Origin of the sequence: Stenotrophomonas sp. FSL W7-1447, from assembly GCF_037966425.1 — a bacterium.
Classification (GTDB): domain Bacteria; phylum Pseudomonadota; class Gammaproteobacteria; order Xanthomonadales; family Xanthomonadaceae; genus Stenotrophomonas; species Stenotrophomonas pavanii.
Genome location: NZ_CP150199.1, coordinates 4,330,981 through 4,355,129 on the forward strand (window position 1 = coordinate 4,330,981; position 24,149 = coordinate 4,355,129).

The following is a 24,149-nucleotide window of genomic DNA, read 5'->3' on the forward strand; positions in this document are numbered from 1 at the left end:
AGCCACCTCGAAGACGACAAGCTTATAGCAGGAAGAACTCACGGCGTGCATCGGTTAAATATTCAGGGAGATCCAATGACGAATAATCCTGCCGGCTCGACCTGGAAAAAGTGGGACTTGCACGTCCATACGCCTAACTCGCTGGTGCACAACTACCCCGGCGCCAACCCGGACGAAGCCTGGGAAGCATTTTTGACAGATCTTGAGGCCCTACCCGCAGAGTTCGCGGCTATTGTCATCAACGACTACATCTTCATCGATGGCTACGAGCGCGCGCGCAAGGCGAAGCTCGAGCAAGGACGGCTCAAAAACATCGACCTCCTGCTGCCCGTCATTGAACTGCGCTTGGATAAGTTCGCTGGGGTTGTCAAGAAAGAGAAAGACGGTACATATTCGCAGTCCGGCTGGAATCGCATCAACCTACACGTCATCTTCGATGCCATAGACCCAGCGATCATCCAGCAGCAGTTCCTCAACGCGTTGACCCCGAGCTACCATCTGATTCCCGACTCCACCACTTGGCAAGGCAAGTGGAAGGGCGTCATCACCCGGGAGAGCCTGACCGAGCTAGGAGAAATGATCGTCGACTCGGCTCCGGAAGGCAAAAAAGGCGACTACGCGCCGCATCTCCGGGAGGGATTCAACAATCTTTGCGTGAGCTTAGAGAAGGTCATCGACGCCCTCGACAAGCCCTACTTCGCCGGCAAGTTCCTGATCGCCGTCGGCAAGACCGAATGGGCTAACCTCAAGTGGGACGACCAGTCCATTGCCGAGAAGCGCAACATCATCAACCGGGCCGACTTGGTATTCACCGCAGCCGCCAACCCTGCGGAGTACCACGCGGCGCGCAAGAAACTCTCGGAGTCCAATGTGAAGGCTACCTTGCTCGACTGCTCGGACGCGCACGCACCGAGGGCGTCGGAGGACAAGGACCGCGTCGGCAACTGCTTCACTTGGATCAAGGCCGATGCAACCTTCGACGGCCTCATCCAAGCCATCACCGAATTCGAAGACCGCGTGTTCGTCGGCGATACGCCGCCCAAACGGCTGCTGGTCGAGGCCAACCGTACAAAATATGCCTCGAAGATCCGAATAAAGCGCAAGGCCGGCTCCACGCTGACCGATCCTTGGTTCAACGTAGACATGCCGCTGAGCCACGATCTTGTTGCCATCATCGGCAACAAAGGCAGCGGCAAGAGCGCCATGGCCGACATCGGCGCGCTTGCTGGCGACACCAAAAACTTCAAGAGCTTCTCTTTCCTTAAGGACACGCGCTTTCGCAATCCGAGGAACAAACTTGCGCAGCACTTCGTCGGCGCTCTGGACTGGCACGACGGCTCGGAGTCTGAGCGCCAGCTCGACCAAGACCCCTCTGAGACCAGTGTCGAGCGGGTGAAGTATCTGCCGCAGAGCTATCTCGAGACGCTTTGCAACGAGCTCGGCGACGGCGGCTCGGCCACATTCGACACGGAGTTACGCAAGATCATCTACACCCACGTCCCGGACGAGGCGCGCTTGGGTTACGCATCGATGGACGACCTGCTCGGCTTCAAGGTCGCCGAGATCGACAGTGCGCGCGAGCAGCTCGTCAAGGAAATCTCTAAGGCCAACGCCGAGATCTTGCAGACGGAGCGGCGCCTGACGCCAGAGTTCAAGCAGTCGCTGCAAGAGCAGCGCGATGCCAAGGTCGCCGAGCTGAACGCTCTCGATACCTCCAAGCCCGCTCCGGTTGAAGACCCGACAGCGTCAGACGCGACCCAGGAGGAGTCAAAGGCAGCTACTGACAAGATTCAATCACTCGAAGACGAGCTCAAAGGGCTTCGCGACGAGGAGAGGCTGCTCCGAGACAGGAAGGCTGCCGAGGCGAAACGGCAAGCGGTCCTGAGCCGGATCGCCCAAGCCATCGCGAACCACAAGAAGGCCCATGATCAGTTCGTCGCCGAGTTGGCCCCCATGCTCATCGAGGCAGGCACGGAAGCGATGGTGTCCGACGTGATCGAGTTAAGGATCGACACGTCGCTGATCGACGCGCTCGGAAAGACCATCAAGGAGACCATCGCGGCCATCGACGAAACTCTCACAAGCCAAGGGCCTACCGGGCTCATCAGACGGCGCGAGGCGGCCGAGGCCTCGATGGCAGAAATTAAGAGCAAGCTCGGCGAGAAACAGCGGCTATTCATTATCTACAAGGACCAAGTCGCCAACTGGGAGCTGGCCAAAGCGAATCTCATCGGCAGCAAGGACAAGACGCAGTCCATCGAATGGATCAAGGCAGAGATCGAGTCGCTAGCCGGCCTGCCCACCAAGCTGGCGGAACTGCGCGCCCGCCGCCTGGACTTGGCCAAGACCATTCACGAGCAGTTGGCCAAGACTGTTGAGGAATACCGCCGTCTGTATGGGCCAGTGCAGGAGTTCGTCAAGTCCGCCGCACAGATGGATATGCACCTGCCGCTGGACTTCGCTGTGCGCATCGAACAGTCGGACTTCCAAGACCAGTTCTTCCCCCGAATAAACCGCCAGTCGCGTGGCAGTTTTGCCGGCGTGGACGAGAGTAACCAGCTCATGCGCAGCCTGCTTAAGGAGGTCAATTTCGTTGACGTGGACTCCACGCTGAAATTCCTCGAGACTATCGACGACATGCTCCACTTCGACCGGCGCGAGTCCGGTGGCGGCCGCGAGACTAGAATCGCCGACCAGCTCCGCAGAGGCGGAGAGCCGCAGGACATCCTCGACTATCTTTACGGCATGAGCTATCTCGAGCCGAGGTACTCGCTCACGTTCGACGGTCAGGAGATCAGCCAACTATCGCCCGGCGAGCGCGGCCTGCTCTTGCTAGTCTTCTATCTCCTCGTGGACAAAGATGACATCCCGATCATCATCGACCAGCCAGAGGAGAATCTCGATAACCAGACCATTTTTAAGGTGCTTGTCAAGTGCATTAAGGCGGCCAAGCAGCGGCGCCAGGTTATTATGGTCACGCACAACCCAAACTTGGCTGTCGTCTGCGACGCAGAGCAAATCATTTACGCGACGTGTGACAAGTCGACTAATACGTTCAACTACATCTCTGGTGGTATCGAGTCTCCAGCAATCAAGAGCATAGTCGTTGAAGTGCTTGAGGGTACCGAGCCAGCCTTCAAGAACCGAAAGCGGAAGTACGGCCTTTGATGAAGACATGGCGCCACTCAAAGACTTTGAAGCCAACGAAATTGCTAACACTGAAGGGACGCTTCGGGTCGAGGACGGACGCTGGAGCTCTTAGTGCCTTTCTCTAGCGTCAGGGCGTCTGCTTTCAGTTGGCGTGCGCGCCGGCCTGTGCAAACGTCTGAGTTCGGATCCATAGACATTTACAAACCGAATAAATTGGGAGAGGTTGCGTCATGAATGTAGGCTTGACACTCACCTGCGGGACCTGCGACGGCGACACGGATTGCCGCATCGGATTTTCGAATCGCACGATTCAACCATTGCAGCTTGCCTGCCCCCACTGTCAGACGTTGATGGAAATCACGCTGGATATCAGTCAGGCACCCGGCTACAGCCTAACCTTCAAAAACGCGAGCAATAGAGAGGACCGGTCTTACCGTGGTCCATTCGACGGGCGCAATCCCTTCTTTGACTTGCACCTCGACTTCCCTGTGCGCAGCGGCAACTACGTCGCAGGCTTCACTCCCTTCCTCGTGGCCATAGATGCACTGCGTGGAGGCGATCTTGGCGATTCGCTACCGCTGATGATGAAATTCTCTGGGAAGATGAATTTACTCAATCAGCTGGCGATGCAAGACGATGATATCCGTCGCACCATTCGCCTTTACTTTGGCGCAAATAAGCAACTATTCAAACAGCGTGCATCGACGTTCCTAGATCACGACTTTGGACCATCTTTAGATTCTGGAACTATCGATGACGTCTTGTACAGCTATTTGTCCAGGATTTCCGCTTCGCTAATCGACATTGACAAGGATGCGGAATGGACTGAGCAGGCAATGCAGCGAATTGAAGCACTGGCTGAGGCTGGCCCTGATGCTTTTGATGCACTGCTGGCGCACCTTGATGAAACACAGTTCCTAAGCAACCTTCGTCGCGACTGCATCGGCCTGTACTGTCCGACCTACAGCGCCGAAATATCACTTCGGCCTGCTATTTTTCTGGATCTGGTCCAGGGTCCTGATGGTCCACTGGTATCCGGTCGGGTGTCGTCCAAGGAATTTGGCACATACAAGGATTTGTACAAGGATATGTGTGAAGTTTACTCCCGTCAGCTCAACTTGGTTGCCGCGCTGAATAACCTCGCACATCGCGGAGACTTCAACGCGTTCGCACCCAACGAGCAGGGCGCGACCTTGAGTTCGCTTGATAGGTTTGCAGACAAAGTCTTGTCAGATAAGTTCAAGTATCTTCCGGATAGTTGGGTGCCACTCGATCCGTCTGCGGTAGATATCGGGATCCGCAACGCGATCGCGCACAACACTGTTAGATACGATGAGGTGAATCAGATCATTAGCTACTTCCCTCACAAGGAGGGAGTCCGGCAAGATCAGGAAGAAATCATCTCCTACCTTGGTTTCATGCGCAAATTGCTGATCTTGTTTCGCGACGTTCACGCCGTACACCAGCTGGTCTGGCTCCTAGGCCATCACATTTACGCTTGGCGAGCACGCACAGGCGCAGGTGCGCGGCTGGGGTGAGAGTCGGGTACAAACTGTGTAGCTGAAGCCTCCCATCGCCGCAGATTGGACTGTCTCATGAGCGACTTTGAAGGGCTACTCGGCCAACGACGTTGGTTCATTCGCTGTATTAAGCCCCTTAGACTATCGTTGTGCGATAAAAGATCCGTGCCGGCATCGCTTCATCGATGACTTGGAGCGGCACCAGGAACCACTCACGCGGCCTCACGCGGTTGCACAGACCCAGCACGACGCGCACGCAGCCACGCATCGGTGGAGTATCTATGGGAGTGGCAGGGTTCCTAGTGGGGCGACGAGTGTGTGAATTGGGTGAGTGTCCGGGAGCTTGCGAACCGCCCTCATTTCCAAGCGAACGAGACTATTTGTTACACGGTTGAAGGCCGCTTCCAGCCAGAAGCGGACTCTCACAATACTTCAACCACGCCCAATCACCACGCAGCTTGGCCCTGAAAGAATTTTCGTGCCGTTCCCTACTTGAACATCTTCAACAAATCCCTGTCTTCATGCCGCTGCTCCCACGTGGAGAGAAAACAGAAGCTCACACCACTTCGCATGGCAGCCTTCTGAAACCCGGCCAGTTCCTCCTTCGTAACCGGGTACTCAACCGGATCAAAGTGCAGAATCCCCCACGGCTTGACGAAAGAGAACCCAGGCAGGAGTTCCGAGAAGATCGCCTTGAGCTGGGGCTGGAGGGTAGAAAAGTCCTTGATAGGGCCCGCGCGATTGCCAAGGGCATGACACTGGCGACGGATGGTCCTGTCTCCACCGACCAAGCGCGCAATAAAGTGGCCCTGATGCACTTGGACGTAGATCAGCTGGCGGCGAAAGATTCTCATCTTGCTCTCAACTCCGCACGCTCAATCATCGTCCAAGTGCAGCATACCCTTCCATCAATGCGCAGGCTGCGCCTTCAGCGCGCTTGAATCCCTTCGCAGCAGATACAACGCAACCAGGAACGGCCACAGCGAGTTGATCGACGAGAACACGCGCTGGGTCACCCCCCCTGCCCCCCTCCGGATCCGCTCCCACCACGTTCAACCAGAGATAGACGATGCCCGCGATGCTCACCATAGCAGTCACGGCGTACGCCCTTCGGTTGGCCGACCACGCGCTCAGTTCGATGTGCGACATCGCCGGTGCAATGATGTTGGCGATACCGATGGTGTAGAAGCCGTGCATCGGATGGCCCATGGGCCAGAGCCCGTTGGTCAGCATGGAAATGCCAAAGACCAACCAGCAGATTGCACCTACTGCAATGCGGCGACCGGACTCCCGCCATACCCCGATGGAGAACGCCACGAAGCCCATACCGGAGCCGATAGCCGCGATCCTGCCGCAGATGCTTGCGAGCGTTGGCGCCTGCAGCAGCTCGCTGGCGTGCTGTGCAAGCGGGTTGTAGCCCGGCGCAAACACGGCGGCAACGCTGGTCCAGAACAGGAACCACGGAAGCGGGACCAGACCCGCGCAGAGAAGCGGTCGGCTGCGGCGTGACAGGTGCAGTGGTCCTTGTCTGGCCTGCGCCAGTGAGTGGAATCCAGTCGAATGCTGCCGAACCTTCCTGCTGCGGCAGGACGATCTTCAGTGACTACAGCAGTAGTCAGATTGCGCGCGGTGCTCGGTAGGTTCAATAGGCAAGAAGGCACTTAAACCACCCAGCGGGTGTCGCAGCGGTTCGGTTGCAGGAGCGATCACACATGTCCGATGGGCGAGTGCTGTCGCATTTGCCGCGCCTTACATCTGTGACGGAAGGTTCTGACGACTCCGTTCCAGAAGTGCCGCTGCGCCTAGCATGCCAAGGCTCTCGCCCCTTTCCACGCTATGCGACAATGCCAAAAACGTCTCGGGTTTTGGCGGCATTGACCCCTACCCCTTGGCATTCTCAACTACGTCAGGCAACTCTGGTATCGCCACCGAAAACGGGTGGCCGGGCCTCGAAAACCCGAGCTATTAGGATGTTGTTTGCACTTGCCAGCCGGCATCGCCTTGCGTGGTGCCGGCTGGCATTCCGTCTGCCGGCTATGGCGGGCGGGGCGTGGGGGCCTTGTGCCCGCCGGTTTCTTCCTAATAGCCCGGTTTTCGAGCCACGCTCTGCCCGCCACCTTTATCGGTGGCGGCTTCTGCCTGCATGCACGGAGCCCGCCATGTCTACACCGCACTCCCCGCCCCCGCGGCCCATCGACGAAGCGCCCTCGGCCGCTGCGGCCCTGGCCCCCAACAGCCTCATCGCCATCCTGCACGCCATCGGCGCGGGCGCTGCGGCCGACGGCCAGCCCTGGCCCGAGCGGCACCATCTACGCAGCCGGCAGATGGCGTTGTCCGACGCCGACTGCGCGCTCACCGGCCAGCGCATCGTTCAGGAGATCCTGCTGGCGGCCGAGCGCACGCGCCAGAACGGCGAGCCGGAGCAGTACGTCGGCGACCGGGTGATGGAAGGGCTGGTGATGGCCGATCTGGCGCTGACCGCCTTCATTCACGAACGGATGCGACCCAAGGACTGAGCGCGCTTATGGCGCGGACCTTTCTGCCTGTGTGCGGGGTGACGAATGAAGATGCACGGCCTTGCCGCTGCGGTGGTGTGCATCGCGGTGATCGGCGCGATGTGGGTGGAGTGGCCCGAGCCCGCGGGCGAGCAGGTGTGGGCCTACCAGAAGCTGCAGCCGGCCGATTACCGCCTGCTGCACAGTGATGCACTCGGCTTCGTGAGCGCGAAAGCCCACGAGGGTTTTGAGCTGCACGCGCGCCATGCCGGGGCGACCTCGTTCGAGATCCGGTGCAAGGGCGTGCTGGTGATGGACGTGGAGAACGCGCCCTCGCGCGTGCTGATCCGCATGCCCGCCGATGCACGGTGGCGGGCGCCGGATATCGAACGGCTGCGTGTCAGCTTCGAGCGTTGGCTGGATCTGCACCAGAGCCAGGGGCGATTGCTGGTGGAAAGTGCGGGGCATTCGTGGGTTGAGGCACGGTTCGGGCGCTTCAATGGGCTGGTGCTTGATGAGCAGCGGTGTCTGTTTGGGGCCCCAGGCCGCCGCCAGCCCCATCCCACCAACTACCTCAGCGCTGAAGTGCCTTCGTAGGCTGAAGCTCACAGTTGCGCTGTGCGTGCACCGCAAGGGGCACGGCAACCGGTCAGGGGCCGAACCCAAGTGCCATTGCAACCACTTTTCCGTCCCGAACGTAGAAGCATATGTTCGATCCGCTTTCCGAGAATCCACAGGTGCGCTCGACCTTGAAGCTGCCCAGCGTTGCCTGCTCTGTGTCCCTCTGACCATACCCGCCTGCTGCGCTGGCGGCCTTGGACGCCGGGTCACCCATGGCAACGCCTTTCAGCTTCACGCCGCGCAAGCTCTCGGTCCTGCCTGCAGCGGGTTGCCCCGCGCTGATCGATGAAACGCGGATTTCATCGATGGTTCGGAATTCCGGAGCGATGTCAGGGTTGGAGGTGATCAGCACCTCCAAGCGGGTAGCGGGATCCAGGTACCTGCGCCGTATCAGTCCTGCGGCGTCCACGACCATCTCGCCACCACCATAGCGGCGCAGGACATCCCGCTCGCTGTAGACATGGGGCATGAACCCACCATCTCGGAAGGCTTTCGATACAAAGTCCACACGTGGACCTCCTGCGGGAAAGCCTGCAGCTGCAGGCAACATACCCAGCGCAATCAAGATGAGTCTGCGTGTCTTCATGACAACTTCGTTCATCCTTCTAAAGGAATGATCACAGGACATTCGTGACTCATGCGCGGATAGCCCATTCGTTCCGGAGACGTATCACCATTTCAGATCAAGCGGAATACTCTCCGCAACACAGATTTTCCGCAACGCGGCCTCCAGCTTGCTGCCGTTTTCCAACGTTTTCAGTGTCACTGCAATCCCACCAGTGATCCCAAGCTTCCTCTGTGCACTTTCGGAGAGAGACAGCTCAAGCTCCATGCGCCGCAGAGAGATATGCACCAGACCGCCATAGCAAGGCTCAAGACCTCCACCGACCTCGATATGGGCGTGCGCCATGCCCAACTCTTCGTCCTGGTCGTCATACGCCTTCGCGTTCTGCAATACCACGTAACGAGACGGATTCGTCGAGCTGTCGGCCAAGCCAACTACGATGCAGTAGTCATCTTCCTCTATGGAAACGACTTCGGCCGTGAATCTGTACATCCCCCGGGTACTCCCTATATGTGGAAAACTCAATGTCTACTCCGCCGCTGTCCTGGTGCCGCTCTCAGGTTGCCCGTCACTGACCATCCGACCGATGTTGCAGTCGCTCCAGCCGCCGCATCCGCTTTACTTCCTTGCCTATCACAGGGTCGGATCGCAGCTCGTTCAGCAGCATCTTCGCCCTGGGGCTGCGGGACTTCTTCAGGGCGAGCAGCAGTAGCACCCGCTTGAAGCCAGCGTTGGAATCACTCGCCAGCCTGATGACATCATCAATGACGGTGTCGTCGGCTGCAGCGGACAGGATGCCAGCGGTCAGATAATCGATCTGTGGCGGTAGCGCCAGCGTGTCACTTTCATAAATTTCAACCAGGCATGGCCACCACGTTCGCGCGCCGGGTGTGGCCAGGGCGCGCAGAATTCCCTCGCGCACGCGCTCTGGATACGGGATCAGTGCATGCGCGAGAAGCACACGCAGGGCCGCATCGTTGTCACCCTTCCAGCCCACAAGGTCCCATACGGAATCGACATTCATTCCGGACCCGCGAAGCTCCCGGACCAGTCCGGCCTCCGCTTCCGCGAGGATCCCGGCGGCTTTCATCCGTTGTGCCTCTCTTTCCTGCTCACGCCGTACGAACTCCGGATCGGACATCAGCCTGTCCATCAGCTGTGAGGCGGTGATGCGTTCGCTCATGCGTTGATCTCTCGAAAGAAGTAGCGGCCCAGCGGACGACGCCAGCACATCATTCCCACTGCGTTCTGCACGGATGCGAAGTTTCAATCGCTCTGATCGCTCTTGCGACTTCTTCGCGGGGACTTACTGCTGGCGACAGGACCATTGGGCCGAGATTGGATTCAATGGGCGCCGTTTTGTCCAGCGCATCATGCAGAAGAGGCAGCACTGGACGAGCTCGACACCCCAGCATCGCCAGCATCCTGGAGGCGTAGAACCGGCCCACATCCCCATCCATCTCCAACAGAGAGGCGATCTCTCGCACGCTGGAGAGACTGGCTTCATCAAGCTGTCGTTTCTCGAGACTCGACAGACATTCAAGTAAGGCTCTCATGGCCAAGGCCCTTCGATCCGCGTTCGGCTGTGCTTTCAGCTCGCGAACCGACAGCGCAACACGCCGATTCACATCCATGAGGTCAACATGGGCACCACAGCCCTTTTCTTCGTGGATGGCCAAGGTCGATGCAGAACCAAGCCCTGTCTCATGACCATCACCGTCGTCGCTAATCGCACTGACCGGGCCAACCAGGCCAAGCCCAACAGCGAGGGCAACGCATACAGCGGCGCGTATGGAACCGCTCCGCATCCGAGAATCGGCCCCGTACCGGATAACACTTAAGATAGATACAGGAACCATTGCCACTCCTCTTATCTCCCCTACTCCATGCCAGCCTTCCATCAGTGAACCTGCGCAGGCGCAACCCGGTTGCCCGACGTACCCCGGAATCGCGTAGGTTGAATCACCTGCGATCGCTCGCTCAGGTCCACAACGACATCGTCACCCGAGAACGTCAGCCGGAACCGGAGCGCGTTGATGTTTCCGATCTCGTTGTAGTCGAAGACAAAGGTGTTGCTGCTCTCCCATCTGCCACCTACTGCTACGGGCAGACCGAAATTTCCATTGCCTGACACGCGCGGAGTGCCATCCAACCCAACCGGCCGGGATGGCTCGTGGCGGCTGTTCAATTCAAGTTGGAGCTGCGCCACCTCTGCACCCGAGAACGTGAGCATCAGCGACTTCGCGCCAAGCGGGTTCTCCGACAGTACGTACCGCTTGCCTGACACCGTGCGTGCCAGTGGCGGCATGAACGATACCGGCGGGGGCGGTCTTGCCGCGTCGCTCACCGCGGCCGCCAACCGTGCCACCGCCGCCGGATTCTCCGGCAAGGGCTGGTCAGACGTGAGCGACGCAAGAATGAAGGCGCCAATATCGCCGGGTTCGAACGTCCCGCCGGTAAACACGACGACGATATTCTTCTCTGGACTTACGCTGATACGTTGGCCACCGCGGCCATTGGCCTCGAACAGCGACGGCTTCCTGTCCGGCTGCAGCCAAAGACCGTACCCGTACTGCTCGTCGCTACCTTCCAGCTGCGCCTGCGGTCGGACCGCAGCACGCATCCATGCTGCCGGGACGAGTTGCCGGCCTTCCCAACGGCCATCGTTCAACCAGAGGTAGCCCAGCTTCGCCATGTCCAGGGGCTCAAGGTGCAGATCGCCCCACCCATACGAAACCCCGTGGCTATCGGCTGGCCAGGCCGCATGGGTGATGCCGAGTGGGCCAAACAACTCGCGACGGGCGAAGTCAAACGCACTCTGGCCCGTCGCCTTGGTGATCGCCGCAGAGAGCAGATGCATGCCGCCGGAGCAGTATTCGAAATGGCTGCCGGGCGCGTCGCGCATCGGCAGGTCCAGCATGAACCGGCTCCAGTCGCTGCTCTGCCTCATCCGCGACAGCGTGATTTCGCCCTGGCTGGCATCGCAGTCCAACCCGGAGGACATCGTCATCAGATGCTCGAGTGTCACTCGCTTCTTCCGTTCGTCCAGATTCGCGATGCCCTGGGCGGCGAAGACCGACGTCAGCGGCTGGTGCAGTTCCAGCGCGTGCTTGCCGATCGCGATGCCCGCCAGCGTGGTGGTGACACTCTTCGTCACCGACGCAACATCGTGGTACTGCCCTTTCTGGAACGGCCAGAAATAGGCATCCACCACCACATAGCCGTTGCGGATGATGGTCAGGCTGTGGATGGGCGTCTGGTGCGCGCGCACGTAGTCGAAGGCGTTGGTCAGTACCTCCGAATCTATCCCTTGCGCTTCCGGGGAGGAGTGGCGCCATTCCTGGGTCGGCCAGTAGGGTTCCTGCGCCGCTGCATCGGGGATGCCTGCGTAGCCGGAGGCCACCACGGACATTACGCACGCAGCAACGAGTCGTATCGAATATCGCACGGGATCTCCTGGGCACTGACGGCGGAGGGCACTGCGTCGCGTTGTGGATCTGCCAGCCGCCGTAGAAGGGCACGGGGCCGGCCAGCGCCGATTCTGCCACGGTAGTGGGGTGAGTCCATGGCGGTGACTGGGCGCCATTCGCCCCGCCTGCGAGCCCATCCGTATTCTTTTGTGTTCGGCCGATGCTCGATCATCAAGGGCGGCGCCAACGTCACGGGCGGTCTGTACTGACCGAAACCGAGCCGTCCTGCCGCATGCGGACGTTTACGTATGCGTCTGGCGGCGGTATCCGGTCGATCGACGCCCCTGCGGGGAGAATGTCCCAACTGGTGATCGGGCCGCAGACTGTCCTATGCACCAAACGGCTGCTATCCAACCCTCGCTTGGCAAGCTCGGCCACAACTACTTCAGGCGGCTGGCGGTCGAAGCCCTTGTAGGCGGTGCACGTCTCTCCCGTCTGGTCAATGGGATACGTTGAACTCTCCACCTCATCCCGGCACCCCGGCAGGCCCATGGCGAGCGAGAGGGCCATCAGTACTCGAATGCACTGCATTTCAGCTCGCTCCTTTCCTTCACTGCCCTGTAGTACGCCTTGTCTGACGCAACACCTGCGAGACCGCCATCGCAGAGCCGCGCTGCACAGATCATTTGCCCTCGATGCGCACGCTGCACCCTTTGCAGGCAGAAATACCCCGAGACGCATTGCCGGCAAACCCCGATAGTCCCACGCAGATTACCTGCCGCACCATCAGGCGTCTTTCTGCAGGAATCCACACATGAGCCTGGCGCTGGTCCACAGCCGTGCCCGCGCCGGGGTCGATGCCCCGCTGGTGCGGGTGGAAGTGCACCTCTCTGGCGGCCTGCCTGCGACCCAGATTGTCGGACTGGCCGAGACCAGCGTGCGCGAATCCCGCGAGCGCGTGCGTGCCGCCCTGCTCTGTGCACGCTTCGACTTTCCGCAGCGGCGCATCACGCTCAACCTCGCGCCTGCCGACCTGCCCAAGGAAGGTGGGCGCTACGACCTGGCCATCGCGCTGGGCATTCTTGCCGCGAGTGGCCAGATCGATCCGCAGTCGCTGCTGCAGTACGAGTTCCTGGGTGAGCTTGGACTGACCGGCGAACTGCGGCCGGTGGCCGGAGCGCTGCCGGCCGCGATTGCGGCGGCAGACGCCGGGCGCATTCTGGTGGTGCCGCCAGGGAATGCCGCCGAGGCAGCTTTGGCCGAGCATGCCGATGTGCGGGTAGCGCGTACGTTGCTGGAGTGCTGTGCCGGGCTGGGCAATCCACGCCTGCTGCCACCCGTGGAGCGCGTGGACACGACGCCGTTGCCGCTACCCGATCTGGCCGACGTGCGCGGGCAGGCGCATGCGCGGCGCGCGTTGGAAGTGGCGGCCGCCGGTGGGCACCATCTGTTGTTGATCGGCAGCCCTGGCTGCGGCAAGACGCTGCTGGCCTCGCGCCTACCCAGCTTGTTGCCGGATACCGAAGAGACTGAGGCGCTGCAACTGGCCGCGATTGCGTCAGTGAGTGGCGAAGGGTTGGACCCAAGACGATGGCGGCAGCGGCCCTTCCGGGCACCGCACCACAGTGCCAGCGCGGCGGCGCTGGTGGGCGGCGGCAATCCACCCTGCCCCGGCGAGATCTCGCTGGCCCATCACGGTGTCCTTTTCCTCGATGAGCTCGTCCTTAGGTCGTCAAGTTGACTGACAACACGTCGGCTTCTGACGGGAAGAGGGAGTACTCACTGCGTTTCACATAGTCACCATGTGCGGGGTCCGTTTCCGACCAGAAGCAGACAGCCACCCCCTCCCTCATGAATACCCCTAGGCCGCAGCAGACCTCGGGCCCGCTGTGGCCAAAGGGTTTTGGGGCAGACTACGCCAGTTGCCTAAATTCCCTGGGTCAGGAAGTCCAGCCCGCCCCTTCCAGGACGCTTTAGATCACGTCAAGTTGATGCATCGTCCACGCAGAAAATCCCATGCATCGCGCCCAGCAGTGCTGCAACGCGCGGGTCTTCCATGCGGTAGATGATCGACCGCGATTCCCGTCGGGTCGCTACGAGCTTTCGTTGACGGAGTTCGGCCAGTTGCTGGGAGAGCGCCGGCTGTCGAATGCCGGTGGCTTCCTCCAGTCCGCCCACCGTCATTTCACCTTGCGCGAGCTGGCATAGCAGCAACAGGCGCGAGGGGGTGGCCATGAAGCGCAGCAACTCGGCCACTTCAGGCACGCGCTCCTTCATCGTGGCTAGGTCTGACGGGCTGAATGGGGGGCTGGTCACGGGTAAGGGCAACTTGGGCAGGTGATGTGATGCAAAGACCATGCGGGCACGCGTCCAATCTAGCATATTTCAATAGTTGCACATATTACGTAACTATGTAATTCTCAGGTCGCGAAGCCTCTTGGAGCCAGCCATGATCCCATCCGTAGCGGTAGACGCCCCCTTGGACCAGGCTGTGCGCCTGGTCAGCGATGCGCGTGCCGGCCTGCTTCCCTCACCTTCCGTGAAGACGTTCTTTGACCCTGCTACGTTCACTGCCAGCCACGTCGTACGCGATCCAACTTCTTCAGCGTGCGCCATCATCGACAGCGTCCTGGACTTCGACATGGCCGCAGGCCGCACGTCCACTTCCTCCGCATCGGCGTTGGTGGACTACGTGCGTGCCGAGCGCCTGCAGGTGCAGTGGTTGCTGGAAACCCACGCGCATGCCGACCACCTGTCCGCGGCTCCATGGCTGCAGGAGCAGGTGGGAGGCGCGCTGGCTATTGGCGAACACATCACCGCAGTCCAGGAAACCTTCGGCAAGCTCTTCAATGCCGGTACTGCATTCAAGCGGGATGGCAGCCAGTTCGATCACCTGTTCGCCGACGGTGCCTCCTTCCGCATCGGTAATCTGCAGGCGATGTCGCTGCACGTGCCAGGCCATACTCCCGCTTGTCTGGCGTACGTGATCGGCGACGCCGTATTTCCTGGCGACACGCTGTTCATGCCGGACTACGGCACTGCCCGATGCGACTTCCCAGGTGGCTCAGCGCGCCAGTTGTATCGCTCGATCCAGCGCCTGCTGTTCCTGCCCGACGCCGCTCGCGTATTCCTGTGCCACGACTACAAAGCCACCGGCCGGGACCATTTCGCATGGGAAACTACCATCGGTGCCGAAAGGGCAACAAACATGCATGTGCACGAGGGCGTGAGCGAAGCCATGTTTGTGGAACTGCGGGAGGCTCGTGATGCCACACTTCCGATGCCACGGCTGATCCTGCCGTCAGTGCAGGTCAACATGTGCGCCGGCCATCTGCCCGAGCCCGAGGAAAACGGCGTGCGATATCTCAAGCTGCCGGTGGACCTGCTATGACGCTCTCTCACCTGGCCTGGTATTGGCCGCTCGCTGGCGGTGCCATGATCGGAACAGCGGCCGGAGCCTATCTACTCCTTCTCGGGCGCGTTGCTGGCATCTCGGGACTGCTTGCCAAGACACTGGGCATGACGGGTGACGGCGGGCGCAGCGGTGCAGTCCTGTTTCTGGCAGGACTTGCCCTGGCGTCAGGCTTGGCATTGGCGGCCCGACCCATACCCCTGCCGGCGCTCTCCGCAAACGGAACTGTGGTGCTGGTGATCGCCGGACTGCTGGTGGGTTACGGAACTCGCCTTGGGGCTGGCTGTACCAGTGGGCACGGTGTCTGCGGCCTGGGCCGGGCATCGCCTCGGTCGGTGGTGGCGACCTGCGTGTTCATGCTCGTGGGCATGGCCACGGCAACCCTGGTACAGATTACGACCGGGGGCCCGGCATGATCCGTCTAGCCGCGTTCCTGTGCGGCGCACTCTTCGGATTGGGCCTGGTCGTATCCGATATGGCCAACCCAGCCCGCGTGCTTGCTTTCCTTGATGTGAGCGACGCCTGGGACCCCTCCCTGGCGCTGGTCATGCTGGGCGCACTGATCCCTTCCGGCGCAGCCTACCTGTGGATACGCGCCCGCAGAACGCCGCTGCTTGCCGTATCGCTGCACATTCCCGCCCATCGCATCATCGATCGGCGCCTGGTGATCGGTGCGGCGATATTCGGCCTGGGTTGGGGTCTGGCCGGACTATGTCCCGGCCCAGCCATCGCGTTGCTGGGAACCGGCCAGCCCTTCGCGATCATCTTCGCCACGGCAATGATCGCTGGCGTGCTCCTGCATGGCCTCATTCACCGCCCCACTGCAACTACGGGAAAACCATGAACCTCAAGCCACTCTCCGCCAGCCTCAAGGTGTCCGGCCAGCTCCTGCCAAAGGACATTGAAGCCCTGAAGGAGCAGGGCTTTGCGAGCGTGATCTGCAACCGCCCCGACGATGAACAGCCGGAGCAGCCCAGTCACCATGCGCTGCAGGCCGCCTGCCACCAGGCGGGCATGCAGTTTGCCTATCTTCCTGCGCTGCCTGGCGTCATTACCGATGATCAGGTGCATACCTTTGCCAGGTTGATCGAAGCGCTGCCAAGCCCTGTTGCCGCGTACTGCAGAACCGGCACCCGTGCTGCGATGCTTTGGGCGCTGTCGGAAGTCGTTCACAATGGAGCGGCGTTTGACCACGTCCTGTCTGTTGCTTCGGATGCAGGCTATGACCTTTCTTCCATCGCAGCACGGCTGCAGCAAGGCCCGGCGTCCGGCGACTGACACATGGAAGCGCTATCTCTGCTGCAGTTGGTTCTGGGCGGCCTGTCTGGCGTCCTGGTCGGCTTCGTCCTGGGCGTGGTCGGTGGGGGCGGATCCATCCTGGCGGTACCACTGATGCTCTACGTGGTCGGAGTGGGAGATCCGCATGTGGCTATCGGCACCAGCGCCCTGGCAGTAGCGGTCAATGCGGTGTCGAATCTGGTGATACATGCCCGTAGAGGGAACGTTCGATGGCCTTGTGCCTCGGTCTTCGCTCTGGCGGGGATCGCGGGCGCATACCTGGGTTCCAGCTTGGGCAAGGCGTTCGACGGCAGGAGCCTGTTGGCGCTGTTTGCTGTGGCTATGATCGTTGTCGGCATCGCCATGCTTCGCAGGCGCAACACGCCTGGACTCACGGACGCTCGGCTCGGCAGAGGCAACGCGCCCGCGCTGATTGGGCTGGGCACCACCGCCGGCGGGCTTTCTGGCTTCTTTGGCATTGGCGGAGGCTTTCTCATCGTGCCCGCACTGGTGGCCGCGACGGGCATGCCGATGATCGCCGCAGTCGGAAGCTCGCTCGTCGCCGTCGCCGCATTTGGCATGACCACCGCACTGAACAACGCGCGTACAGGTCTGGTCAACTGGAAGCTCGCGGCAGTTTTCGTCGTTGCCGGCGTGGCTGGCGGTATTGCAGGTGCAGCAACTTCGACGAAGCTGGCCAACTATCGTGGAGCTCTGAACACGGTATTTGCAGTACTGATCTTCATTACTGCCGCATACATGCTGTGGAAGGTGAGCTGACCGGATGTGCTCCAGACCACAGCCGAGCACTGATAGCCAGCGCAGCGCTTCAAAGGCTTTGATAGGAAGATACTACGAACGGTGGTCCACATCCTCCAGAGTCAAATAAGATGCGACGGCTCGAAGCGCCTCGCGATCAGCTTCGAAATCCATGGCCAATAGGCCGCGCTCCAACGCGATGCGGGCATGCGCCTGTGATGCGACTCTTGTCGCTTCATTCGAGGACCCTGCCAACGCTGCGAAGGCCTTCTGCAGCCGGATACTGACCTCCAGGGACGCGGCGGCATCCCTGGCAATCGGAGTGAACGCGTCCTCAAACATGTCGCGTACGTCGAGACACTGCACGTGCACGCGCGGATACAGCACCTCGCCTGTCGCAGCGTCCCCTCCGTGGCTGGACCATGCACAGAGCAGCCTGACACATGTCCCGATGACGTCGATGCAGGTCCCAGGGTCGTTCACCGCAGGTGACATGGCTCGCTGGGCAATTTCCGCAAGCACGACCAGCCCGAACCGTGGGTCATTTTCGATGGAGCGCGCGTCGCTAAAGGAAATGGCTGAGATCACTTTACTCTGTACTTCAGGAAGTAGATTTCCCTCGATGGCTATCAACGGACGGGTTGGGGTTGCGAACGTACCCGGCTGGCAGAGCAGATGAACGCGTAGATCATGTTCCTGCGCAATGGCGTTGATCCGCCCGACATCCACGTGTTCAACGTAGGCCACCTGATCGCCGACCAGCTGCACCGCCCCCTCTCCTACCCGAACCGCACTGGCTCCGCCGAGCGAAGGCTCCTCGGCGCGGCGCTTCATTGCCACTTGGGTCGCCCGCTCCACCAGATCGATGGTTTCGCCGACGCGGCCAAAGCGTGAGAACTGCTCGATAGCCCGGAGCAACGTCACTGTGATGACGATGATGACCGCGATAGTTGCCCCGAACAGTACAAGCCGGCCGCTATCTCCGTAGATGCCGGTGCTGAGCGCGATGAGGCCCACGATCGAGAACAGGAAGGCACCAATGAAGGTGGCCAGCGCACCTTGGGCCCGGGTGTCTTCGATCAGCAGGCGGGCCGCGCGCGGGGTGGCGCTGCTGGACGCGGACCCGTAGGCCGAGACCATGGTGGACAGCGAGAAGGTGGTGACCGTCAGCATCGACGCGGCAAGAATGCCAAGAATGTTGCCGACGGAATCTGCGCCGATCCGCGCGGCAAGGCCGACGGGAATGAGGAACTTCAGGAACGCGCCCGCCAACGCCGTGATGATGCCTAGGGCGCCATACAGGGTCGAACGGAACCACATCCGCTTTGTAACTTTGCTGGCTGCAAGCCTCAATCTGGTGAGCATGGGCTACTTCCTGGGAAGTTCGACCATCAATAGCACGGCCGGGCGCCGAGGCCACGTCAACGCAGGGTCATGCCCGACCCAAGGCAGATGCCGCTACTCCGGGCGGCATCTGTGTGCAGATTCTACGAGCGCACCTTGTCCAGGAACTGACGGTGGCGCTCGTATTGATCGAGCACATCGTGGATGAGTTGAACCTTGGTCCATCCCATGACGTCGTAGTCCTGCCCGCCCTCCCGCAGATAGACCTCCGCACGGTAATGACGGGTACCCTCGCTGACCGGCCGACGGGGATCCTGCAGGGCGAACGTCGGCGGCTCATAGGGCTGGGGCCGTACCGAGTAGAAGAAGTCCATCTCCTCGCCATGGCCAACCTGCAGCCACGCACGACCATCCTCCCCCTTGGAGACCTGGACCGGCAGATCCTGCTTGCGCAGCTCAGCCGCAACCTCTTCCAATGCTGGGATGACACGCTGCTCGATGAAGCCGGTCACCTCGATCTTCAACGGATTGTGCGCCAGCAGGCGCAGGCGCGCCCGCCAATCCTCGCTGGTACCCGGCAAGATACGTGCCTCGCGCAGGATCGAGCGCTTGGTTGCATCCAGATGCATGGCCTTCAGCAGTCCCCAGCACATCAGGATCATGACGATCGTAAATGGCAACGCACTGGCAATGGTGGCCGCCTGCAATGATTCCAAGCCGCCGGCCACCAGCAGGGCAATCGCAAGGCCGCCGACCAGCAGCGCCCAGAAGATCCGCTGCCAGACCGGCGATTCCTGCTCACCCTTCGAGGTAAGCATGTCGATTACCAGGGCACCGGAGTCCGCTGAGGTTACGAAGAACAGCGCAACCAGGATGACCGCCAGCGAAGAGGTCAGCATGGTCAGCGGCAGGTGCTCCAGAAACTCGAAGAGCGCCATCGAGCTGTCGGTTGAGACCGCCTGCACCAACTGCTGGATGCCCTCCGCCCGCACCATGTGCAACGCGGTGTTGCCGTAGATGGTCATCCAGAGGAATGTGAAGCCAAGCGGCACAAGCAACACCCCCACCACGAACTCACGGACGGTGCGTCCACGTGAGATGCGCGCGATGAACATGCCAACGAAGGGCGACCAGGCAATCCACCAGCCCCAGTAGAACAGCGTCCAGCCACCCAGCCAACCCGTGGGTTCGTAGGCATAAAGGTTGAAGGTCATCGAGAACAGCTGGGAAACGTACATGCCGGTGTTCTGCACCAGTGCCTGCATCAGGTGCACGGTGGGTCCACAGACCAGCACGAAGGCCAGCAACGCTGCCGCCAGGATCATGTTGAGCTCGGACAGCCTGCGTACGCCGCTGTCCAGGCCAGCCACGACCGAGCCGGTCGCCACCAGTGTGATGACGGTGATCAAGCCAACCTGGACGAGCGTACTGACCTCCAGGCCGAACAGGTAGTTCAGGCCGGCGTTGATCTGCATGACGCCCAGCCCCAGCGAGGTGGCCAGGCCGAAGATGGTACCCAGCGCGGCGAACGTGTCTACAGCATGCCCCAACGGGCCGTGGATACGATCGCCGATGAGCGGATACAGTGCGGATCGGACACGCAGCGGGAGATTGTGCCGGTAGGCAAAGTACGCCAGCGACAGCGCTACCACTGCGTAGATCGCCCATGCGTGGATGCCCCAGTGGAAGAAGGTGATGCGCATGGCCTGGCGGGCAGCTGCGGCCGACTCGGGCGAGCCGACCGGCGGCGTGGCGTAGTGCATGATGGGCTCGGCAACGCCGAAGAACATCAGACCGATGCCCATGCCGGCAGCGAACAACATGGCGAACCAGGAGCCGTAGCTGTAGTCCGGCGTACTGTGGTCAGGGCCGAGTTTGATGCGGCCGTAACTGCTGATGGCGACGCCGACGACGAAGACCAGGAAGCCGGTCACCGCAAGGATGGTGAACCAGCCTGCATCATTGGCAGCCCATGACTTGGCCGCGGTGAACCACCGCGTGGCTATATCGGGCGCGATGGCAGCAAGCGCCAGCAGCGCGATGACGATGGCTGCCGTGGGAATGAACACCTGCGGAAGGATCCGCTGGCGAACGGGGGGATGTTGCGGAGCCGTGCTCTGCATGGATACCTCCGTGTTGTTGGGTGAAGAAGCCTCTGGCTTGCGCGAGGCCGATCAGAAGTAGAAGCCGATGTTGAAGTTCAGCCGTGAATGCCAGCGGGAAGGACCTCCCTCGTCGATGCCGATACCATCACCACCGGCAAACCACATGTTGCGGCCAGCGATCCAGTCGACATAGGTGAGCATGATGCCTTTCTGCAGGCTGCAACCGGTCACGTTCTGCCACGAATCACGAAGGCCCGCGCGGTGCCCGACCGGGCGGGTCATGCTGAGGTTGTTATAGCAGGTGATGTCATCCAGCCAGCCCTTCTGGCCGAACGAATAGGCGATGTTGGCGCTTGGCACATCCGCCTGCGCTGCAACCTGGAAGGGGGATTGGAACGCCGACATTGCGATGCGATCTCCGGGCACGGCATACCGGTACCGCGCCCACTGCAACTGCGCGGTCCAACCATCGCGCTGCCACTGTGCGTGGAGGGCCGCGCCCTGATGACCGTAGTGACGCCGTGTCTGAGTGTTCTGCACCTTGCCAGCAAACGCTGATGCGCCCAGCAACAGCTCGCCGCCGCCCCAGGCGCGCGCGCGCTCCACGCGTGCATGCAGTCGTTGCCGCTCACGATACGGCAACGCCTCGGTCTGCGCGACATCAAAGGAGTAGCGATCATAGCGAGCCCCGGACCCGTATTCGTCTCCGGAGAACCAGCCGAGATGCCAGGTCGTGCTGCCGGTGCGGTGAATCACTACAAGGCCCGGATCGTAATCATCCTCAATGCCCAAGTAGTAGCCGGAGCCGAACCAGAAGCTCTGCGAAACGGTAGGGAGCAGCCCGAACGGGACTTGCTGGATACCTGCCTTGAGCTGGGTAGCATCGGAGAACTGCCAGCCCGCGTAGGCGTGATGCACGGCGTCGAAGCCATCGTACCAGCGGTATTGGGCAGAGAAGGAAAACGGTCCGGTTCCAGCGTCAAGGTCTGCACGCAGCAGTTCAAGCTGCAGGCGGCTGGTCGGCCCGTAGTCGAGCCAGCCATAGTTGAACCTGACGGCGCCTCCTGGATCAAAGTAAGGATCTCTATGGAGGTTATCCTCAGAAGCCTCTGCAGCCAGCGAAGTTCCCGCCAACGCGGCAGCGACAATGAAGGGAATTGATCTCACGGTTATGCGCCTTGCCTCCCTGATCTGCTACGGAAAGCGCTTGAGTCTAACGTCGATTCATCCAATGCCTCAAACTGGCGATCTCAAAGAATTCTTGGCGGGACCACAGCAATCACTCACGGCGCATCTTTAGTCCTCAGGTCCATATGCCACGTGAAAATCATGTGCAGTGAGAGAGTAGCTAACACGATAAACTTCTTAGTAGTCGATCCTGAGATTGAGCGACTCATAGTGGACATGGAGTGACACGCAATGTCATTTGAGAATAGGCTAGGGCCTCGACATCGGGGAAGAATTCATGACTATTGATATCAGCGGCCTTTCTGCCAAGGAACTTCGCTCACTGATTGCTCAGGCGGAGAAGCAGCAGTCCAAAGTGCTGTCACGCCCTAAGGCCACAGCGATGCGCGCCAAGATCAACAAGTACGTCAAGGATCATGGATACACGATAGAGGAACTCTACGGCGCTTCAGTGATCGTGCCCTCCGAAACCGCCAAGAAGCGAGGTGATCGGAGGCCTGCCAAATCGACAGTGCCCAAGATCGCTCCCAAGTACCGCAATCCTGCAGTGCGCGGCCAGACGTGGTCCGGTCGAGGGCGGCAACCGCGATGGATAGCCGAGCTGGTAGCAAGCGGAAAATCACTGAATGACTTCCTGATCAAGTAGTGATAGCGAGGTAGCCGCACACCGGTACCGCAGCAAGTCCTGAGAATCATTAGTCATCAGATCGAACAGGATGCTGGTGCGCGGAATGCCCTGCCAGGTAGGCGATCAAAGATTTCAGCTAGTCGCAGTTGATGTGACAGCGGGCGAACAGCAGGCGCTCCCCTTGCCTTTGGAGAGTGGGCTCAGGCAGCAATGATTGCAGTATCCACTTCTGGCCGACAGCTGCCGTCCGATCTGGCAGGATCCGATTCCTAGCGGGGATTCGACGCTGCCCGGGCCATGCGTGTGGCGTGCAACCGCTCCGGGCGTCAGGCAGCCCGATCAGCCCCATGCCGAGCGGGCCGCCGATGCGCGGGCTTACCTAACTTCCCCCGGACCATTCAGCCAACTCCATTGTGAGCATGACTCTTTGCACTGTCGTGCCCGGGTGCCTGGGCCTAGGGTTGCCGGCCGGCATCGGTTCCGTCGGCACTCGCCAATCCATTTTCCAGACGACCTGGCCCAGGGAAATCCATGCTGCCTGCACTCTTGCGCACCGCCTTGCTGACCGTTGCCCTGTCGGCATGGCTTCCAGCCCAGGCGCTTGCGGCCGGTTCTCTTAAGGAAGCCAACAGCAAGGCCAGGGCCTTCATCCAGCAGGCCATGCAGAAGCAGCGGATTCCGGGCCTCCAGCTGGCAGTGGTGCAAAACGGGAAAGTAGTGCTGCTGGAGAACTACGGGTTCGCCAATGTCGAGAACCGGGTGCCTGTTACCGGCAAGACGCTGTTCCCGATCAACTCGGCCACCAAGTCGTTCACCGGCGTAGCCATGATGCAACTGGTCCAGGACGGACGGGTGGATCTGGACGCCCCCTTGTCACGCTATTTGGACGATGTGCCCGCGACCTGGCGTGGGGTGCGGATCCGGCAGCTGCTGGGGCATACATCAGGCCTTCCGGAGATCATCGACTCGCAGGGGGCCTTTGGCGGTGCGACGGAGCCGGAGGCATGGAGCGCGGTCGAGGCTCGGCCTCTGGAGGTATCGCCAGGCGAACAGTTCTCGTACAACCAGACCAACTACGGCCTGCTGTCGCGGATCATCGTCAAGTTGAGCGGGCAACCATACGAGCGATTCGTGACGCAGCGACAGTTCGATGTGGCGGGCATGCCCTCTACCACGTTCGGTGACAGCTATGACCTGGTTGCCGGAGCCGCCACGATCTACAGCTGGTCGCCGCGGGGCTCGCTGGCACCGGACGATGGTGAGCGCCTGTCGCATTGGATTTATGAAATGCCCTACAGCCTGTGGGCGGGTGGCGGAATCCAGACGACGGCCGAAGAGCTGTCGCGCTGGATCATTGCGCTGTCGCAGGACCAGTTGATTGATGATGCACATGTCCAGCGCATGTGGCAGCAAGAGCCACTGAACAGCGGGGCGAAAAGCGATTGGGCCTTAGGCTGGCCGGTTTTGAAGGCTGATCGCCCGCGCCAGGTCGCAGGCATTGGCGGTGCCCGCGCGGCATTCGTCGTCTACCCGGATGAAGACTTGGCCGTGATCGTGCTGACCAATCTTGCCGGTGCGAACCCGCAGCGGTTTGTTCGACGCATCGGCGAGTTCTACCAGTCGCGGGCGAACGACTCCACCCATTGATGCCGACGAAGCTCCGGGACGACGTGT

At 60.8% G+C, this 24,149-nt stretch carries 21 protein-coding genes and 2 pseudogenes; 12 read left to right on the plus strand and 11 right to left on the minus strand.

Features of this window, described 5'->3' with window-relative positions; all coding sequences use genetic code 11:
• The first annotated feature begins 75 nt into the window (after positions 1–75).
• Both NSQ78_RS20130 and NSQ78_RS20135 read left to right on the plus strand, forming a co-directional pair.
• Positions 76–3,168, plus strand: coding sequence for a TrlF family AAA-like ATPase (locus NSQ78_RS20130; protein WP_339207344.1), 3,093 nt, complete (start codon positions 76–78; stop codon positions 3,166–3,168).
• Between the two features lie 212 nt (positions 3,169–3,380).
• A complete protein-coding gene (locus NSQ78_RS20135) occupies positions 3,381–4,688 on the plus strand; it encodes a hypothetical protein (RefSeq protein WP_064239415.1) in 1,308 nt (435 codons plus the stop codon).
• A 470-nt stretch (positions 4,689–5,158) separates the two neighbouring features.
• On the opposite strand, the gene NSQ78_RS20140 is transcribed toward NSQ78_RS20135, so the two are convergent.
• On the minus strand, positions 5,159–5,524 hold the full coding sequence (locus tag NSQ78_RS20140) for a hypothetical protein (protein WP_064239416.1): 366 nt from the start codon (positions 5,522–5,524) through the stop codon (positions 5,159–5,161).
• A gap of 54 nt (positions 5,525–5,578) precedes the next feature.
• Positions 5,579–6,182 (minus strand): annotated as a pseudogene (locus NSQ78_RS20145) (DUF998 domain-containing protein).
• Positions 6,183–6,829: 647 nt separating this feature from the next.
• Here NSQ78_RS20145 and NSQ78_RS20150 point away from each other — a divergent pair.
• Both NSQ78_RS20150 and NSQ78_RS20155 read left to right on the plus strand, forming a co-directional pair.
• A complete protein-coding gene (locus NSQ78_RS20150) occupies positions 6,830–7,186 on the plus strand; it encodes a hypothetical protein (RefSeq protein WP_064239417.1) in 357 nt (118 codons plus the stop codon).
• Positions 7,187–7,231: 45 nt separating this feature from the next.
• On the plus strand, positions 7,232–7,762 hold the full coding sequence (locus NSQ78_RS20155) for a hypothetical protein (protein ID WP_064239418.1): 531 nt from the start codon (positions 7,232–7,234) through the stop codon (positions 7,760–7,762).
• Positions 7,763–7,814: 52 nt separating this feature from the next.
• Here NSQ78_RS20155 and NSQ78_RS20160 read toward each other — a convergent pair whose 3' ends face one another.
• The 5 genes from NSQ78_RS20160 to NSQ78_RS20180 all read right to left on the minus strand — a co-directional run bounded on the left by NSQ78_RS20160 (position 7,815) and on the right by NSQ78_RS20180 (position 11,763).
• Positions 7,815–8,372 carry a hypothetical protein gene (locus NSQ78_RS20160; RefSeq protein ID WP_149901746.1) on the minus strand — a complete coding sequence of 186 codons (558 nt, stop codon included), beginning with the start codon at positions 8,370–8,372 and terminating at the stop codon, positions 7,815–7,817.
• Positions 8,373–8,456: 84 nt separating this feature from the next.
• A complete protein-coding gene (locus tag NSQ78_RS20165) occupies positions 8,457–8,843 on the minus strand; it encodes an Imm10 family immunity protein (RefSeq protein WP_064239420.1) in 387 nt (128 codons plus the stop codon).
• 76 nt (positions 8,844–8,919) lie between these two features.
• Entirely contained in the window at positions 8,920–9,534 is a 615-nt protein-coding gene (locus tag NSQ78_RS20170) for a hypothetical protein (protein WP_064239421.1), read from the minus strand.
• 49 nt (positions 9,535–9,583) lie between these two features.
• Positions 9,584–10,030 carry a hypothetical protein gene (locus tag NSQ78_RS20175; protein WP_149901745.1) on the minus strand — a complete coding sequence of 149 codons (447 nt, stop codon included), beginning with the start codon at positions 10,028–10,030 and terminating at the stop codon, positions 9,584–9,586.
• 221 nt (positions 10,031–10,251) lie between these two features.
• Positions 10,252–11,763 carry a serine hydrolase gene (locus tag NSQ78_RS20180; RefSeq protein ID WP_064239422.1) on the minus strand — a complete coding sequence of 504 codons (1,512 nt, stop codon included), beginning with the start codon at positions 11,761–11,763 and terminating at the stop codon, positions 10,252–10,254.
• A gap of 812 nt (positions 11,764–12,575) precedes the next feature.
• On the opposite strand from NSQ78_RS20180, the pseudogene NSQ78_RS20185 reads away from it, so the two are divergent.
• Positions 12,576–13,481: pseudogene (locus NSQ78_RS20185) on the plus strand (YifB family Mg chelatase-like AAA ATPase); the annotation flags it as partial.
• A 263-nt stretch (positions 13,482–13,744) separates the two neighbouring features.
• On the opposite strand, the gene NSQ78_RS20190 reads toward NSQ78_RS20185, so the two are convergent.
• A complete protein-coding gene (locus tag NSQ78_RS20190) occupies positions 13,745–14,038 on the minus strand; it encodes a metalloregulator ArsR/SmtB family transcription factor (protein ID WP_024957933.1) in 294 nt (97 codons plus the stop codon).
• 172 nt (positions 14,039–14,210) lie between these two features.
• On the opposite strand from NSQ78_RS20190, the gene NSQ78_RS20195 reads away from it, so the two are divergent.
• Genes NSQ78_RS20195 through NSQ78_RS20215 form a run of 5 tightly spaced genes read left to right on the plus strand, consistent with a single transcriptional unit; the run spans position 14,211 to position 17,231 of the window.
• The gene (locus NSQ78_RS20195; protein WP_223224754.1) at positions 14,211–15,152 is read left to right on the plus strand and encodes an MBL fold metallo-hydrolase; all 942 of its coding nucleotides are present in this window, start codon (positions 14,211–14,213) and stop codon (positions 15,150–15,152) included.
• Positions 15,149–15,589: a membrane protein gene (locus NSQ78_RS20200; RefSeq protein ID WP_033834872.1), complete on the plus strand. Its 441-nt coding sequence runs from the start codon at positions 15,149–15,151 to the stop codon at positions 15,587–15,589. Before NSQ78_RS20195 ends, NSQ78_RS20200 begins: the two co-directional genes overlap by 4 nt.
• On the plus strand, positions 15,586–16,017 hold the full coding sequence (locus tag NSQ78_RS20205; protein WP_033834873.1) for a DUF6691 family protein: 432 nt from the start codon (positions 15,586–15,588) through the stop codon (positions 16,015–16,017). The genes NSQ78_RS20200 and NSQ78_RS20205 overlap by 4 nt, the downstream gene beginning before the upstream one ends.
• Positions 16,014–16,451, plus strand: coding sequence for a TIGR01244 family sulfur transferase (locus NSQ78_RS20210; protein ID WP_033834874.1), 438 nt, complete (start codon positions 16,014–16,016; stop codon positions 16,449–16,451). Before NSQ78_RS20205 ends, NSQ78_RS20210 begins: the two co-directional genes overlap by 4 nt.
• 18 nt (positions 16,452–16,469) lie before the next feature.
• Positions 16,470–17,231: a sulfite exporter TauE/SafE family protein gene (locus NSQ78_RS20215; protein ID WP_308306363.1), complete on the plus strand. Its 762-nt coding sequence runs from the start codon at positions 16,470–16,472 to the stop codon at positions 17,229–17,231.
• Positions 17,232–17,303: 72 nt separating this feature from the next.
• Here the strand turns inward: NSQ78_RS20215 and NSQ78_RS20220 are convergent, their stop codons facing one another.
• From NSQ78_RS20220 to NSQ78_RS20230, 3 genes are all read right to left on the minus strand, one after another.
• Positions 17,304–18,575, minus strand: a complete 1,272-nt coding sequence (locus NSQ78_RS20220; RefSeq protein WP_024957939.1) for a DUF2254 domain-containing protein — start codon at positions 18,573–18,575, stop codon at positions 17,304–17,306.
• Between the two features lie 122 nt (positions 18,576–18,697).
• A complete protein-coding gene (gene betT / locus NSQ78_RS20225; protein WP_339207360.1) occupies positions 18,698–20,677 on the minus strand; it encodes a choline BCCT transporter BetT in 1,980 nt (659 codons plus the stop codon).
• A 51-nt stretch (positions 20,678–20,728) separates the two neighbouring features.
• Positions 20,729–21,826 (minus strand): hypothetical protein, encoded by a 1,098-nt coding sequence (locus tag NSQ78_RS20230; protein WP_033834877.1) that lies wholly within the window; start codon positions 21,824–21,826, stop codon positions 20,729–20,731.
• Between the two features lie 298 nt (positions 21,827–22,124).
• Between NSQ78_RS20230 and NSQ78_RS20235 the strand changes: the two genes are divergently transcribed.
• A complete protein-coding gene (locus NSQ78_RS20235; RefSeq protein ID WP_049461414.1) occupies positions 22,125–22,493 on the plus strand; it encodes an H-NS histone family protein in 369 nt (122 codons plus the stop codon).
• A gap of 513 nt (positions 22,494–23,006) precedes the next feature.
• A complete protein-coding gene (locus NSQ78_RS20240; RefSeq protein WP_050426964.1) occupies positions 23,007–24,122 on the plus strand; it encodes a serine hydrolase domain-containing protein in 1,116 nt (371 codons plus the stop codon).
• The last annotated feature ends 27 nt before the right edge of the window (positions 24,123–24,149 follow it).

Coding starts and splice junctions, on each gene's coding strand:
- betT (WP_339207360.1), bottom strand. CDS start 20,677: ATGCAGAGCACGGCTCCGCAACATCCCCCCGTTCGCCAGCGGATCCTT.
- NSQ78_RS20135 (WP_064239415.1), top strand. CDS start 3,381: ATGAATGTAGGCTTGACACTCACCTGCGGGACCTGCGACGGCGACACG.
- NSQ78_RS20210 (WP_033834874.1), top strand. CDS start 16,014: ATGAACCTCAAGCCACTCTCCGCCAGCCTCAAGGTGTCCGGCCAGCTC.
- NSQ78_RS20165 (WP_064239420.1), bottom strand. CDS start 8,843: ATGTACAGATTCACGGCCGAAGTCGTTTCCATAGAGGAAGATGACTAC.
- NSQ78_RS20180 (WP_064239422.1), bottom strand. CDS start 11,763: ATGTCCGTGGTGGCCTCCGGCTACGCAGGCATCCCCGATGCAGCGGCG.
- NSQ78_RS20160 (WP_149901746.1), bottom strand. CDS start 8,372: ATGAAGACACGCAGACTCATCTTGATTGCGCTGGGTATGTTGCCTGCA.
- NSQ78_RS20150 (WP_064239417.1), top strand. CDS start 6,830: ATGTCTACACCGCACTCCCCGCCCCCGCGGCCCATCGACGAAGCGCCC.
- NSQ78_RS20190 (WP_024957933.1), bottom strand. CDS start 14,038: ATGAAGGAGCGCGTGCCTGAAGTGGCCGAGTTGCTGCGCTTCATGGCC.
- NSQ78_RS20235 (WP_049461414.1), top strand. CDS start 22,125: ATGACTATTGATATCAGCGGCCTTTCTGCCAAGGAACTTCGCTCACTG.
- NSQ78_RS20140 (WP_064239416.1), bottom strand. CDS start 5,524: ATGAGAATCTTTCGCCGCCAGCTGATCTACGTCCAAGTGCATCAGGGC.
- NSQ78_RS20200 (WP_033834872.1), top strand. CDS start 15,149: ATGACGCTCTCTCACCTGGCCTGGTATTGGCCGCTCGCTGGCGGTGCC.
- NSQ78_RS20220 (WP_024957939.1), bottom strand. CDS start 18,575: ATGCTCACCAGATTGAGGCTTGCAGCCAGCAAAGTTACAAAGCGGATG.
- NSQ78_RS20155 (WP_064239418.1), top strand. CDS start 7,232: ATGAAGATGCACGGCCTTGCCGCTGCGGTGGTGTGCATCGCGGTGATC.
- NSQ78_RS20205 (WP_033834873.1), top strand. CDS start 15,586: ATGATCCGTCTAGCCGCGTTCCTGTGCGGCGCACTCTTCGGATTGGGC.
- NSQ78_RS20170 (WP_064239421.1), bottom strand. CDS start 9,534: ATGAGCGAACGCATCACCGCCTCACAGCTGATGGACAGGCTGATGTCC.
- NSQ78_RS20195 (WP_223224754.1), top strand. CDS start 14,211: ATGATCCCATCCGTAGCGGTAGACGCCCCCTTGGACCAGGCTGTGCGC.
- NSQ78_RS20130 (WP_339207344.1), top strand. CDS start 76: ATGACGAATAATCCTGCCGGCTCGACCTGGAAAAAGTGGGACTTGCAC.
- NSQ78_RS20240 (WP_050426964.1), top strand. CDS start 23,007: ATGCTGCCTGCACTCTTGCGCACCGCCTTGCTGACCGTTGCCCTGTCG.